At 65.0% G+C, this 13,636-nt stretch carries 13 protein-coding genes; 8 read left to right on the forward strand and 5 right to left on the reverse strand.

The window, feature by feature from the left end; translation table 11 throughout:
• The first annotated feature begins 14 nt into the window (after positions 1-14).
• The 7 genes from alaS (at position 15) to ABWW33_RS07465 (ending at position 8,060) form a co-directional block, all read left to right on the forward strand.
• Positions 15-2,624 carry an alanine--tRNA ligase gene (gene alaS / locus ABWW33_RS07435; RefSeq protein WP_353400505.1) on the forward strand — a complete coding sequence of 870 codons (2,610 nt, stop codon included), beginning with the start codon at positions 15-17 and terminating at the stop codon, positions 2,622-2,624.
• A gap of 204 nt (positions 2,625-2,828) precedes the next feature.
• A complete protein-coding gene (locus ABWW33_RS07440; protein ID WP_008445984.1) occupies positions 2,829-3,086 on the forward strand; it encodes a sulfurtransferase TusA family protein in 258 nt (85 codons plus the stop codon).
• A gap of 185 nt (positions 3,087-3,271) precedes the next feature.
• Complete coding sequence (locus tag ABWW33_RS07445; RefSeq protein WP_176654963.1) at positions 3,272-4,021, forward strand: electron transfer flavoprotein subunit beta/FixA family protein; 750 nt, start codon at positions 3,272-3,274, stop codon at positions 4,019-4,021.
• Positions 4,022-4,031: 10 nt separating this feature from the next.
• Positions 4,032-4,964: an electron transfer flavoprotein subunit alpha/FixB family protein gene (locus ABWW33_RS07450; RefSeq protein WP_176654964.1), complete on the forward strand. Its 933-nt coding sequence runs from the start codon at positions 4,032-4,034 to the stop codon at positions 4,962-4,964.
• 74 nt (positions 4,965-5,038) lie between these two features.
• Positions 5,039-6,829 carry an acyl-CoA dehydrogenase gene (locus ABWW33_RS07455; protein WP_353400509.1) on the forward strand — a complete coding sequence of 597 codons (1,791 nt, stop codon included), beginning with the start codon at positions 5,039-5,041 and terminating at the stop codon, positions 6,827-6,829.
• 93 nt (positions 6,830-6,922) lie between these two features.
• The gene (locus ABWW33_RS07460) at positions 6,923-7,678 is read left to right on the forward strand and encodes a metallophosphoesterase family protein (protein WP_353400512.1); all 756 of its coding nucleotides are present in this window, start codon (positions 6,923-6,925) and stop codon (positions 7,676-7,678) included.
• Between the two features lie 145 nt (positions 7,679-7,823).
• Positions 7,824-8,060 carry a hypothetical protein gene (locus tag ABWW33_RS07465; protein WP_353400515.1) on the forward strand — a complete coding sequence of 79 codons (237 nt, stop codon included), beginning with the start codon at positions 7,824-7,826 and terminating at the stop codon, positions 8,058-8,060.
• Between the two features lie 4 nt (positions 8,061-8,064).
• Here ABWW33_RS07465 and leuD read toward each other — a convergent pair whose 3' ends face one another.
• From leuD to ABWW33_RS07480, 3 genes are read right to left on the reverse strand one after another with little or no spacing between them, the layout of a single operon-like run.
• A complete protein-coding gene (gene leuD / locus ABWW33_RS07470; RefSeq protein WP_353400518.1) occupies positions 8,065-8,670 on the reverse strand; it encodes a 3-isopropylmalate dehydratase small subunit in 606 nt (201 codons plus the stop codon).
• Complete coding sequence (gene leuC / locus ABWW33_RS07475; protein WP_353400521.1) at positions 8,663-10,084, reverse strand: 3-isopropylmalate dehydratase large subunit; 1,422 nt, start codon at positions 10,082-10,084, stop codon at positions 8,663-8,665. The genes leuD and leuC overlap by 8 nt, the downstream gene beginning before the upstream one ends.
• Positions 10,085-10,095: 11 nt before the next feature.
• Positions 10,096-10,983 carry an alpha/beta fold hydrolase gene (locus tag ABWW33_RS07480; protein ID WP_353400524.1) on the reverse strand — a complete coding sequence of 296 codons (888 nt, stop codon included), beginning with the start codon at positions 10,981-10,983 and terminating at the stop codon, positions 10,096-10,098.
• 88 nt (positions 10,984-11,071) lie between these two features.
• Here ABWW33_RS07480 and ABWW33_RS07485 point away from each other — a divergent pair, with 88 nt between their 5' ends.
• Positions 11,072-11,977, forward strand: coding sequence for a LysR family transcriptional regulator (locus ABWW33_RS07485; RefSeq protein WP_176654971.1), 906 nt, complete (start codon positions 11,072-11,074; stop codon positions 11,975-11,977).
• Between the two features lies 1 nt (position 11,978).
• Here the strand turns inward: ABWW33_RS07485 and ABWW33_RS07490 are convergent, their stop codons facing one another.
• Both ABWW33_RS07490 and ABWW33_RS07495 read right to left on the reverse strand, forming a co-directional pair.
• Complete coding sequence (locus tag ABWW33_RS07490) at positions 11,979-12,962, reverse strand: proline dehydrogenase family protein (protein WP_353400527.1); 984 nt, start codon at positions 12,960-12,962, stop codon at positions 11,979-11,981.
• Between the two features lie 80 nt (positions 12,963-13,042).
• Positions 13,043-13,630 (reverse strand): outer membrane lipoprotein, encoded by a 588-nt coding sequence (locus ABWW33_RS07495; RefSeq protein WP_353400530.1) that lies wholly within the window; start codon positions 13,628-13,630, stop codon positions 13,043-13,045.
• Positions 13,631-13,636: the final 6 nt, after the last annotated feature.

Here is a 13,636-nt window from a genome sequence, read left to right on the forward strand (position 1 = left end):
CCTCTGCTTACGACATGAAATCATCTGAAATCCGCGACAAATTCCTCAAGTTTTTTGAATCCAAGGGTCATTCGATTGTCCGTTCCAGCTCCCTGGTACCTGGCAACGACCCGACCCTGCTACTGACCAACAGCGGCATGGTGCAGTTCAAGGACGTGTTCACCGGTACCGACAGCCGTCCGTACACCCGCGCCACCTCCGTGCAGCGCTGCGTGCGCGCCGGCGGCAAGCACAACGACCTGGAAAACGTCGGCTACACCGCGCGCCACCACACCTTCTTCGAAATGCTGGGCAACTTCAGCTTCGGCGACTACTTCAAGCGCGACGCCATCAACTACGCCTGGGAACTGCTGACCAAGGTCTACGCGCTGCCGGTCGACAAGCTGACCGTCACCGTCTACCAGGAAGACGACGAGGCCTACGACATCTGGGCCAATGAGATCGGCGTGCCAAAAGAGCGCATCATCCGCATCGGCGACAACAAGGGGGCGCGCTACGCGTCGGACAACTTCTGGCAGATGGCCGACACCGGCCCATGCGGTCCGTGCACCGAGATATTCTACGACCACGGCGCCGACATTCCAGGCGGCCCGCCAGGCTCGCCGGACGAAGACGGCGACCGCTTCATCGAAATCTGGAACCTGGTGTTCATGCAGTTCAACCGCGACGAAGCGGGCGTGATGCACAAGCTGCCGAAGCCGTGCGTCGACACCGGCATGGGCATGGAGCGCCTGGCCGCCGTGCTGCAGCACGTGCACTCGAACTACGAGATCGACCTGTTCCAGCACCTGATCAAGGCCGCCGCGCGCGAAACCGGCGCCACCGACCTGGAAAACAAATCGCTGCGCGTGATCGCCGACCACATCCGCGCCGCCGCGTTCATGATCGTCGACGGCGTGATTCCCGGCAGCGAAGGCCGTGCCTACGTGCTGCGCCGCATCATCCGCCGCGCGCTGCGCCATGGCCACAAGCTGGGCCAGACCAAGCCGTTCTTCTACAAGCTGGTGGCCGACCTGGCGATCGAGATGGGCGCCGCCTATCCGGAGCTGGAAGAGGCCAAGGACCGCGTGGCACAGATGCTCAAGGCCGAGGAAGAGCGCTTCGGCGAGACGCTGGAAACCGGCATGAAAGTGCTGGAGACGCAGCTGGCCAAGGACGGCAAGGGCATCGACGGCGCCACCGCCTTCACCTTGTACGAGACCTACGGCTTCCCGCCGGACCTGACGGCCGACATCTGCCGCGAGCGCAATATCGAGTTCGACCAGGCCGGCTACGACGCCGCGCTGAAGGAAAGCCAGGAACTGTCGCGCAAGGGCGGCAAGACCACCAAGGACAGCAAGGTCGAGTATTCGGGCGAGAAAAACAAATTCGTCGGCTATGACAACCTGACGCACAGCAGCAAGGTCGTCGCGCTGTACGCGGCCGGCACGCCGGTGCAGGAACTGAAGGCTGGCCAGGCCGGCATCGTGGTGCTCGACACCACGCCGTTCTACGCCGAATCCGGCGGCCAGGTGGGCGACCAGGGCGTCATCAGCTCGGGCGCGGCGCAGTTCAGCGTCAGCGACACGCTGAAGATCCAGGCCGACGTGTTCGGCCACCACGGCGTGCTGGAGTCGGGCGCGCTGAAAGTGGGCGATGCGGTCAGCGCCAACGTCGATCAAGCCAAGCGCGCGCGCACCATCCGCAACCACTCGGCCACCCACCTGATGCACAAGGCCCTGCGCGAAGTGCTGGGTTCGCACGTGGCGCAGAAAGGCTCGCTGGTCGATCCGGACAAGACCCGCTTCGACTTCAGCCACAACGCGCCGCTGACGGCCGAGCAGATCGCCGAAGTGGAAACCAAGGTCAACAAGGAGATCCTGGAAAACCACGCGACCAAGGCGCAGCACATGTCCTTCGACGACGCGGTCAAGCACGGCGCGATGGCGCTGTTCGGCGAGAAGTACGGCGACGAAGTGCGCGTGCTGGACATCGGCACCTCGAAAGAGCTGTGCGGCGGCGTGCACGTGCAGCGCACCGGCGACATCGGCCTGTTCAAGATCATCGCTGAAGGCGGCGTGGCCGCCGGCATCCGCCGCGTCGAAGCCGTCACCGGCGAAGGCGCGCTGGCGCTGGTGCAATCGATGAACCGCCGCCTGCTGGAAGCGTCGGCCGCGCTGAAGTCGAATCCCGAGGAACTGACCGCGCGTATCGGCCAGGTGCAGGACCACGTCAAGGCGCTGGAAAAGGAACTGGCCGCGCTGAAATCGAAACTGGCTTCGGGCCAGGGCGACGAGCTGGTCGCGCAAGCGGTCGACGTCAACGGCATCAAGGTGCTGGCGGCCACGCTGGACGGCGCCGACGTGGCCCGCCTGCGCGAGACCATGGACAAGCTGAAGGACAAGCTGAAGACCGCCGCCATCGTGCTGGCCAGCGTTGCCGACGGCAAGGTGAGCCTGATCGCCGGCGTGACGGCGGACGCCACGTCCAAGGTCAAGGCGGGCGAGCTGGTGAACTTCGTTGCACAACAAGTGGGCGGAAAAGGTGGCGGACGCCCTGATATGGCGCAGGCCGGCGGTACCGATCCAAGCGGTCTGCCGGCGGCTCTGGCGGGTGTTGCCGCATGGGTGGGCGAGCGCGCCTAAGTTGCTCAGAAGCCAGTAAAAAGCCCGTAAATAAGCGGCCCGCGTGTCAAGCGCGGGCCGTTGTCGTCTGGGGATTCCTGTTGTATACTCGTCAGCTCGCGTTGCAAACTTGCAACGCGCAATGAACTATTTTGGTGCAGCGCGTCATGCGGCCCGTTTTGGAGTAGTATGACGACAGTCCTAAACAAAACGAGCGGGTTCTTGATGAGCGACACGATACTTGAAAACGAAATCATGGAATTCCATAAGGAACTCGATGCGCGCGGTTTGAACTGTCCGCTGCCGATCCTGAAGGCCAAGAAAGCCTTGTCTGAGTTGCAGAGCGGCGAAGTGCTGCGGATTATGGCGACCGACCCGGGTTCCGTGCGGGATTTCCAGGCTTTCGCCAAGCAAACCGGCAATGCGCTGTTGTCGCATGTCCAGACTGGCCGCGAATTTGTCTTTTTGATGCAGCGCAAATAAGCGCCGCGTCTTCCCTTAGCTACTTTTTCTACAGAAATATCGTCTAAAGCATTTATTTTTTAGACGATTTCTACTAGCCAAAAAACGCACGATCGTGCTTAAATTTCTTGTGCAGGCTGGATTTCTCATATAATCTAGCCCACATTATTTGTCCCGAATTCTTTAATTTTTCCAAAGGCACAGCTATGAAAGTCTTGGTACCCGTCAAACGCGTGGTCGACTACAACGTCAAGGTGCGCGTCAAGTCCGACGGCAGCGGCGTCGATATCGCCAACGTCAAAATGTCGATGAATCCATTCGATGAGATCGCGCTGGAAGAAGCGATGCGCCTCAAAGAAGCCGGCAAGGTGACCGAAGTGGTGGCCGTATCGTGCGGCGTGACCCAATGCCAGGAAACCCTGCGCACCGGCATGGCCATCGGCGCCGACCGCGGCATCCTGGTGGAAACCGCCGTCGAGCTGGAGCCGCTGGCGGTGGCCAAGCTGCTCAAGGCGCTGGCGGACAAGGAACAGCCACAACTGATCATCCTGGGCAAGCAGGCGATCGACGACGATTCCAACCAGACCGGCCAGATGCTGGCTGCGCTGCTGGGCTGGCCGCAAGCGACGTTCGCGTCGAAAGTGGTGCTGGAAGACGGCAAGGTCACCGTGACCCGCGAAGTGGACGGCGGCCTGGAAACGCTGGCGCTGACCTTGCCGGCCATCGTCACCACCGACCTGCGCCTGAACGAGCCGCGCTATGTGACGCTGCCGAACATCATGAAGGCCAAGAAAAAACCGCTGGATGTGACCAAGCCAGAAGACCTGGGCGTCGATGTGACCCCGCGTCTGAAAACCCTGAAAGTCGTCGAGCCGGCAAAACGCTCGGCCGGCATCAAGGTACCGGACGTCGCCACCCTGGTCGCAAAACTGCGCACCGAAGCCAAAGTCATCTAAAGGAACAACCATGGTCGCATTAGTTATCGCCGAACACGACAACGCTAGCCTGAAAGGCAGCACCCTCCACACCGTGACCGCTGCCGCCCAGTGCGGTGGCGACGTGCACGTCCTGGTTGCCGGCTCGAACGCCGGTGCCGCAGCCGAAGCAGCCGCGCAAATCGCCGGCGTGTCGAAAGTCATAGTGGCCGACGCCGCTTACTTCGCCGACGGCCTGGCCGAGAACATCGCCGAGCAAGTGCTGGCGCTGGCCGGTTCGTACAGCCACATCCTGGCCCCGGCCACCGCCTACGGCAAGAACATCCTGCCGCGCGTGGCCGCCAAGCTGGACGTGGCACAGATTTCCGAAATCACCAAAGTGGACTCGCCGGACACCTTCGAGCGTCCTATCTACGCCGGCAACGCGATCGCCTACGTGCAATCGTCGGACAAGATCAAGGTCATCACCGTGCGTTCGACCGGCTTCGACGCCGCTGCCGCCACCGGCGGTTCGGCCGCGACCGAAACCGTCGCCGCAGTTGCCGACATCGGCAAATCGGCCTTCGTCGGCCGCGAGCTGGCCAAGTCGGACCGTCCTGAGCTGACCGCCGCCAAGATCATCGTTTCCGGCGGCCGCGGCATGGGCTCGGGCGAAGCGTTCAAGATCCTGGAACCGCTGGCGGACAAGCTGAACGCCGCCATGGGCGCCTCGCGCGCCGCCGTCGACGCCGGCTACGTGCCGAACGACTGGCAAGTGGGCCAGACCGGCAAGATCGTCGCGCCGACGCTGTACATCGCCGTCGGCATCTCGGGCGCGATCCAGCACCTGGCCGGCATGAAGGATTCGAAGACCATCGTGGCGATCAACAAAGATCCTGAAGCGCCGATCTTCTCCGTTGCCGACTACGGCATCGTCGGCGACCTGTTCGACATCGTGCCGCAACTGGTTGCTGAACTGGGCTAAGCCCGCGCACCGCACATCAGGCCACGCTGATCCGGAACGCCGGATTGCCGTGGCCTTTTTCTTGGAGACATAAGATGCCATATCAAGCACCCCTGAAAGACATGCTGTTCGTGATGAACGAACTGGCCGACCTGGCCGGCGTCAACGCGCTGCCGGGCAACGAAGACGCGACCCCGGACACCGCCGAAGCCGTGCTGGAAGAGAACGCGAAATTCGTCAGCGGCGTGGTCGCGCCGTTGAACAACCCAAGCGACAAGGAACCGAGCTGGTGGCACGACGGCCAGGTCACCACCTCCAAGGGCTTCAAGGAAGCCTTCAAGGCATTTGCCGAGGCTGGCTGGCAGGGCGTGCAGCACCCGGTGGAATTCGGCGGCCAGGGCCTGCCGAAGCTGCTGGCGACCCCATGCATTGAAATGCTCAACTCCGGCAGCATCTCGTTCGCGCTGTGCGCGCTGCTGTCGGACGGCGCGATCGAAGCGCTGCTGACCGCCGGCAGCGACGAGCAGAAAGCCATCTATTTGGAAAACCTGGTGTCGGGCAAGTGGACCGGCACCATGAACCTGACCGAGCCGCAAGCCGGCTCCGACCTGGCCGCCGTGCGCACCCGCGCCGTGCCGCAGGGCGACGGCACCTACAAGGTGTTCGGCACCAAGATATTCATCACCTACGGCGAGCATGACTTCGCCGAGAACATCGTCCACCTGGTGCTGGCGCGCACGCCGGACGCGCCGCCGGGCGTGAAGGGCATCTCGCTGTTCATCGTGCCCAAGTTCCTGGTCAACGCCGACGGTTCGGTCGGCGCCCGCAACGATGCGCATTGCGTGTCGATCGAGCACAAGCTGGGCATCAAGGCCAGCCCGACCGCCGTGCTGCAATTCGGCGACCACGGCGGCGCCATCGGCACGCTGGTGGGCGAGGAGAACCGCGGCCTGGAATACATGTTCATCATGATGAACGCGGCCCGCTTCGGCGTCGGCCTGCAGGGCATCGGCCTGGCCGAGCGGGCCTACCAGAAGGCCGTGGCCTTCGCCAAGGACCGCGTGCAGTCGCGCGACCTGGCCGGTTCGGCCGGCCCGGTATCGATTATTCATCACCCGGACGTGCGCCGCATGCTGATGTCGATGCGTTCGCAGACCGAGGCGGCGCGCGCGCTGGCCTACGTCGGCGCCGGCATCAGCGACGTGGCGCACAGCCACGCCGACGCGGAAGTGCGCAAGGCCAACCTGGCGGTGTACGAATACCTGGTGCCCGTGATCAAGGGCTGGTCGACCGAGATGTCGCAGGACGTTACCCGCGACGGCGTGCAGGTGCACGGCGGCATGGGCTTCATCGAGGAAACCGGCGCGGCCCAGCACTACCGCGATGCGAAGATCCTGACGATCTACGAAGGCACGACGGCGATCCAGGCCAACGACCTGGTCGGCCGCAAGACCGTGCGCGACGGCGGCGCCGTGGCCAAGGGCATCATCGCCCAGGTGCGGGCGACCGAGGCGCAACTGGCGGCGTCGGACAACGCGGACTTCAAGGCCATCCTGGCGCAGCTGTCGTCCGGCAGCAAGGACCTGGAAGCGGTGGTCGATTACGTGGTGGCCAACATGAAGAGCGACATCAAGGGCGTGTTTTCGGGCAGCGTGCTGTACCTGAAGCTGGCCGGCATCGTGCTGGGCGGCTGGCAGATGGCGCGCGCCGCCGTGATCGCTCAGCAGAAGCTGGACGCCAACGATGGCGACGCCGGTTTCTATAAAGCCAAGATCGCCACCGCGCGCTTCTTCGCCGACCACATCCTGTCGCAAGCCTCGGGCTTGCGCATCGCCATCATCGACGGCAGCGCCGGCGTGCTGGCGCTGAGCGAAGACCAGTTCTAAGCCGGTCTCGCCGCTTCACGAAAAGCAGCCTTCGGGCTGCTTTTTTTACGCCTATCGCGCTACACTGTGAAGTGGAACCACCCGGGAGGCCCTATGCGCATCGCGATTCTGTCTGACATACACGGCAACTTGCCGGCGCTGGAAGCCGTGGTGGGCCATATGCACCGGCGCGGCGTGGATCTGGTGGTCAATCTGGGCGACAGCGCCTCCGGGCCACTGCTGCCGCGCGAGACGGTGCGCTTCCTGATGGCGCAGGATTGGATACACTTGGCCGGCAATCACGAGCGGCAAGTGCTGGAGCTGGATCCCGATGCGCCGGACAATATGCAGCGCCGGCCGTCCGACGCTTATGCGCGGGCGCAGCTGGGCGTGCGTGAACTGGCCTGGATGGCGTCGCTCAAATCCTGCCAACGGCTGAACGACCAGGTTCTGCTGTGCCACGGCACGCCGCGCAGCGATCTCGAATACTTCCTGGAATCGGTGGATCCCGGCCAGCCCCATGTGCGGCTCGCCGCGCCGGAGGAGGTGGCGCAGCGGCTGGGCGATGTGAAGGCCGAGCTGGTGATATGCGGCCACACCCATGTGCCGCGTGCCGTGCGCGCGCCGAACGGCACGCTGATCGTCAACCCCGGCAGCGTCGGATTGCAGGCTTACGACGACGAACATCCAACTTTTCACATGGTCCAGAACGGCTCGCCCGATGCGCGCTACGCCATTGTTGAGCGGATAGACGGCGCATGGACCAGCGGCCTGATCGCGGTGCCGTACGACAGCCGTCCAATGGCCGAGCTGGCGCAGCGCAACGGCCGCCCGGACTGGGCGCGCGCGCTGCTGACCGGCTATATGTAGCAGACATTATCAAAGGACAATTGTCGCAGAGTGGATGTCGCTGCCTGACTTGACGGGGCGTCCTGTGCTCGCGCTGGGCCTCAAAAAAGTTGAATCCATTGCCGCGCGGATTGCGTACAAGGAGGATGCCAACCACGAGGTCCCTATGAAATCGATCATCCTGTCCGCAGTCAGCGTCAACGCCGACCGCAAGGCGTATGCGATCCATCGCATGAATATCGCTGCCCAGCGCCTGTTGCATGCCGAGACCGCCTCGGACGAAATCCAGGCCGGCCACTGGGTGCTGGCCTGGGCCGTCGCCGCCGGCGCCCGGCAGTCGGCCCGCGCGCTGCGCAACGCCGAAGCCAGCATGATGTCCCTGGTCGAGTTGCGCTTGCACTAGCGGATCAAGGCAGCACCTGCGCCCACGGATGGCGCTGGAAATGCCGTTGCTCGAACGCGGCGATGGCGTCCAGCTGGCACATCGTTGCGCCGACCATGTCGAGGCCCTCGGTGATCATGCGCTTGTGGCGCGCGCTCAGCGTGAATGGAAACGCCAGGCCGCCGGCGCCGCGCACGGTCATGCTGTCGAGGTCGACCGTCAGCCGGGGGGCGCCGCTGCCAGCCTCAGCCGCCAGCGCGTCGACTTGCGGCGGCTCCAGCACGATCAGCAGCAGCCGGTTGTTCAAGGCGTTGCCGAAAAATATCTCGCCGAAGCTGGAGGCGATCACCACTTCGATGCCCAATTGCTGCAAGCCCCAGACGGCGTGCTCGCGGCTGGAACCGCAGCCGAAGTTGGCGCCGCCGATCAGGATGTTGGCCCCCTGGTACGCCGCGCGGTTCAGGATGAATTCCGGCTTGGGCGCGCCGTCGGGCTCGAAGCGCAGGTCGTACAGCACGCCCTGGTCCAAACCTTCCTTGGTGATGATGCGCAGGAATTGCTTGGGCATGATCTGGTCGGTGTCGAGGTTGTCGATCAGCAGCGGCGCGGCGATGCCTTCTAACTTATGCATGGTGTACTCCCAGTTTGCGGACGTCGGCGATGTAGCCGGTGATGGCGGCGGCCGCAGCCATGGCCGGGCTCATCAGGTGCGTGCGGCCCGCGCGGCCCTGGCGGCCCTCGAAATTGCGGTTGGTGGTGGAGGCGCAGCGCTCGCCCGGCTCCAGCACGTCGTCGTTCATGGCCAGGCACATCGAGCAGCCCGGCTGGCGCCATTCGAAACCGGCGTCGATGAAGACCTGTGCCAGGCCTTCCTGTTCGGCCTGGCGGCGCACGCTGCCCGAACCGGGCACGACCATCGCGCGCACGGCGGACGCGACGCTGCGTCCGCGCACGATGGCGGCCGCCAGCCGCAAATCCTCGATGCGGCCGTTGGTGCAGGAACCGATGAAGACGCGGTCGACCGGCGTGCGTTCGATCGGCGCCGCGGCGCGCAGTCCCATGTAGTCCAGTGCGCGGGCGATGGCGTCCTGCGCGTGGGTGTCGCCGCAGGCGGCCGGATCGGGCATCAGGCCGCTGATGGGCATGGCCTGGTCGGGACTGGTGCCCCAGGTGACGTAAGGCTCCACCTCGGCCGCGTCGAAGGCGTGCTCGACGTCGAATCGCGCACCCGGGTCGGAATACAATTCCCGCCAGCTGGCCATGGCCTGTTCCCATGGCGCGCCGCGCAGGTCCCTGGCATGGCCGGCGATATAGTCGAAGGTGATCTGGTCGGGCTGGATCAGCGCGGCGCGGGCGCCGGCCTCCACCGCCATATTGCACATCGTCATGCGCGCTTCGGCCGACAGCGTGGCGATGGTGGTGCCGCAGAATTCCACCGCGTAGCCGCGCGCGCCCTGGGCGCCTATCTTGCCGATGATGAGCAGGATCAGGTCCTTGACCGAGGTGCCCAGCGGCAGCGCGCCGTCGATGCGGATGCGCATGTCGCCGGCCAGCCGGTAGACCAGCGTCTGCGTCGCCAGGATGTGCTCGACCTCCGAGGTACCCACGCCGAAGCCCAGCGCACCCAGCGCGCCGTAGGTGGTGGTGTGGCTGTCGCCGCACATGACCACCATGCCGGGGCGGATCAGGCCGTGTTCGGGCGCGACGATGTGCTCGATGCCCTGGTCGGCGTCGGTGGTGTCGAGCAGCCTGATGCCGAACTCGTCGCAATTGCGCTTCAGGTTGCGCGCCTGCAGCGACGAGGCCGGGTCCATGATGGTGCGCTGCGCGTTGCCGACCGGGTGCGTGGGAATGATGTGCGACACCACGGCCAGTTGCTGCCGGGGCCGCAGCACGCGGCGCTGCTGCGCGCGCAGCGCGGTGAAGGCTTGCGGGCTGGTGTATTCGTTCATGATGTGCAGGTCGGCGTACAGCAGCACGTGCTGCGCGTCGATGCGGCTGACGGTGTGCGAGGCGACCAGTTTCTGGTACAGGGTGGATGGCATGGCGCGGCTTTCTATGGCGTCTGGGTGGAGAGGAAAGGCAGTACTTCGTCGAGCAGCGCCTGCGGCGCTTCTTCCGGGATGTAGTGGCCGCAGTCGAGCGCCTTGCCGCGCACGTCGCTGGCCAGTGCCCGCCATTCGGCCAGCGGATCGAAGCACTGGCCGACCGCGCCGTGCGCGCCCCACAGGGCCAGCATCGGGCAGGCGATCTTGCGGCCGGCGGCCAGGTCGGCGCGTTCGTGTTCCAGGTCGATCGTGGCGCTGGCGCGGTAGTCCTCGCAGATGCCGTGCACGGTGGCCGGGTCCTGCAGGCAGCGCAGGTATTCGGCGTAGGTTTCGTCGGTGAACGGCGCCAGGCCGGCGCTGCGGCCGCCGATGGTGTGCTTCAGGTAGTCGCCCGGATGGGAGTTGATCAGCGTCTCCGGGAACGGCGCTGGACGGATCAGGAAGAACCAGTGGTAGTAGGCGGTGGCGAAGGCCATCGAGGTCTTCTCGTACATGGCCAGCGTCGGCGCGATGTCCAGCGTGACCAGGCGGCTGACGGCTGCCGGATGGTCGAGCGCCATGCGGTAGGCGACGCGGGCGCCGCGGTCGTGCGCCAGCACCAGGAAGCGCTCGTGGCCGAAATGGCGCATCAGGCGCAGCTGGTCGGCGGCCATCGCGCGCTTGGAATAGTTGCTGTGGTCGGGCAGGCCGGCCGGCTTGCCGCTGTCGCCGTAGCCGCGCAGGTCGGCGGCGATGACGGTGTAGCGCTCGGCCAGTTGCGGCGCCACCTTGTGCCAGATCGCGTGGGTTTGCGGATGGCCGTGCAGCAGCAGTAGGGCGGGGCCGTTGCCGCCCTTGACGCAGTGAATGGGGACGTCGCCGACGTCGATGGTGTGCCGTTCAAAGTGAGGGAACATGATATCTCCTGGTTGCAGAGCATTGTATAACCGCAGATCAGGCATATAATTCGTGAGAATTAAATCTATTCTTTCTTCAGGATTAATAATGGATGCGGTCTCGGACCTGGCGTTTTTTGCCTTGCTGATCAAGCAGGGCAGTCTGGCGGCGGTGGCGCGCGAGCTGGGCGTGACGCCGCCGGTGGTCACCAAGCGGCTGGCCGCGCTGGAGCAGCGGCTGGGCGTGCGCCTGCTGAACCGCACCACGCGGCGCATGAGCGTGACGCACGAGGGCGAGGTCTACCTGAGCAACGGCGCGCGCATCCTGGCCGATATCGAGGAACTGGAGATGAAGGTGGTCAGCAGCCGCGCCGAGCCGAAGGGGCTGCTGCGGGTCAACGCCAGCTTCGGCTTCGGGCGGCGGCATATCGCGCCGGCGGTGGCGGCGTTCGCGCGGCGCTATCCGGAAGTGGAGGTGCAGTTGCAGATGACGGAGCGGCCGATGAACCTGGTCGATGCGGCCTACGATGTCGGCATCCGCATCGGCGAGCTGCCGGACGCGCGCATCACGGCGCGCAAGATCGCGTCCAACCGGCGGCTGCTGTGCGCCTCGCCGCTGTATCTGGACAAGGTCGCGGCGCCGCTCACGCCCAACGATTTGCAGCGCCGCGACTGCATCGTGATCCGCGAGGATGAGGCGGCTTACGGCGTCTGGCAGCTGAACAATGGCCGGCGGCAGGAGACGGTCAAGGTGCGCGGCACGCTCAGCACCAACGACGGCGAGACGGCGCTGGCATGGGCGCTGGAAGGCTACGGCATTCTCATGCGCTCGCAATGGGATGCGGCGCCGTATCTGCGTTCCGGCCGGCTGCTGCCGGTGCTGGAGGAATGGTCGTTGCCGGCCGCCGACATCTTTGCGGTCTACCCGCAGCGCCTGAACCTGTCGGCCAAGGTCGGCGCCTTCGTCGACTTCCTGACGCAGCGCTTCGCGCCGCACATGGGCGGCGGCTGGTAATTCAAGCCGGCCGGCCCATCACGTCGACGATGGCCTGGTACACGCGCACCGGTTCCTCGGCGATGCGGTTTAGTACGTAGAGGAAGTGTTCGTCGCCGAACACCGCGTATTCACGGGTGGGGAAGCCGCGCGCCCTCAGGTCGACGATCTGCTCGGTGCCGAGGCCGATCAGCGATTCGAATTCATACCAGCGCGGATCGATGCGCTCTTGCAGTATCAGCGCGCCGAGGTCTTGCTGGATGCCGCGGTCGTGCGTGGCGATCGAGCACTTGTGGCCGCTCAGCAGCAACTCCTGCGCGTAGCGGCGGTAGGCGGCCGCCAGCTCGGGGCTGTTGCGGTGATATGAGACCTCCTCCGACTCCAGGAACGCGCCTTTCACCAGCCGGATGCGGCCCGGGATCTTCATCAGCGACGGCAGGTCGCGCGCCGTGCGGTGGCGCTTGGCCGGCACCGTGATGCCGACATTGTGCAAGCCGTCTTCCCGGTGCAGCCGCGCGTAAAGCTGGTAGATGTCGTCGGCGCGGTCGATGGCTTCCATCGAGATCATCGCCTCGCGGTTGATCTCGGCGGCTGCCAGCGCGATGCGGCGGGCGTTGCGGTAGCCCAGTTCCTTGTCCACCGTCAGGCCCACGTGCGACAGGTCGAACGAGATCGAGCAGTTCAGGTTGCGCTGGCCGACAGCCTTGACCAGCTCCATGAACACCTCCGTCTCGGCCATCGCGAACGCTTCGTCGCGCACGCTTTCGCCCATGTACTCCACCGACGCCGCATGGCCTTGCGCGATGATGTGCTCGACGCGCTGCAGCGCTTCGGCCACCGTCCGGCCGGCAACATAGCGCTGCGACACCTTGTGCATATAGGGCCGCAGCAGCGGATCGTTGCAGAATTTTTCCTTGGCGGCCTCATCGAGCGCCAGCGTGCGCAGGGCGGTGGCGGCCTGGTCTACCAGCGCTTGCCATTGGGCGGGGAAGGTCGGTACTTGCACGATGTCTCCTGTAGTGGTCGAATCAGCAAGATATTGTGGCACAGGCGAAAAAAAACAGCCCGGAGGCTGTTTGTTTGACGCTAGTTGCGGACCAGGTTGCCGTTGTCGTTGCGGACGCGGTCGCCGCTCAGCATGCGCGGGTCGTGGTCGAAGTTGAAGCTGGCCTGCTTGCCGTCGTCGTATTGCACGTGCACGGTCCACTGCTTGGTGGATTTGGCCTTCTCTTCGATCTTCTTGCCGGCATAGGCGCCGCCGGCCGCGCCGGCCACCGTCGCCAGCTGGCGGCCATGGCCGCTGCCGACCTGGTTGCCCAGCAGGGCGCCGGCAACGCCGCCGGCGATGACGCCCAGCGCGCTGCCTTCGCCGGCCTTGTCGCTGACGACGATCGAGGTCACCTTGCCGCATTCCATGCAGCTGCCCGGCTTGGCCGGGCTGGCCTTGTACTGGGCCTTGGCCATGGTCATGGCCTTGTCGTATTCGGACTTGGCGTCGCGCGTGCACTGCATGCGGGTCGACGAGTTGCTTTCTTCGGCGCACAGCTTCTTGTCATCCGCGTAGCGGGTGGCGATGCGCTTGGTTTCGGCGTTGAATTGCTCTTTCGGGCTTTGGGCCTGGGCGGTGGAGCTCAGGCCGGCGATGGCCAGTGCCACCAGCATGGAACGGTTCATGTCTTG

Origin of the sequence: Duganella hordei (assembly GCF_040369125.1) — a bacterium.
Classification (GTDB): Bacteria; Pseudomonadota; Gammaproteobacteria; order Burkholderiales; family Burkholderiaceae_D; genus Rugamonas; species Rugamonas hordei.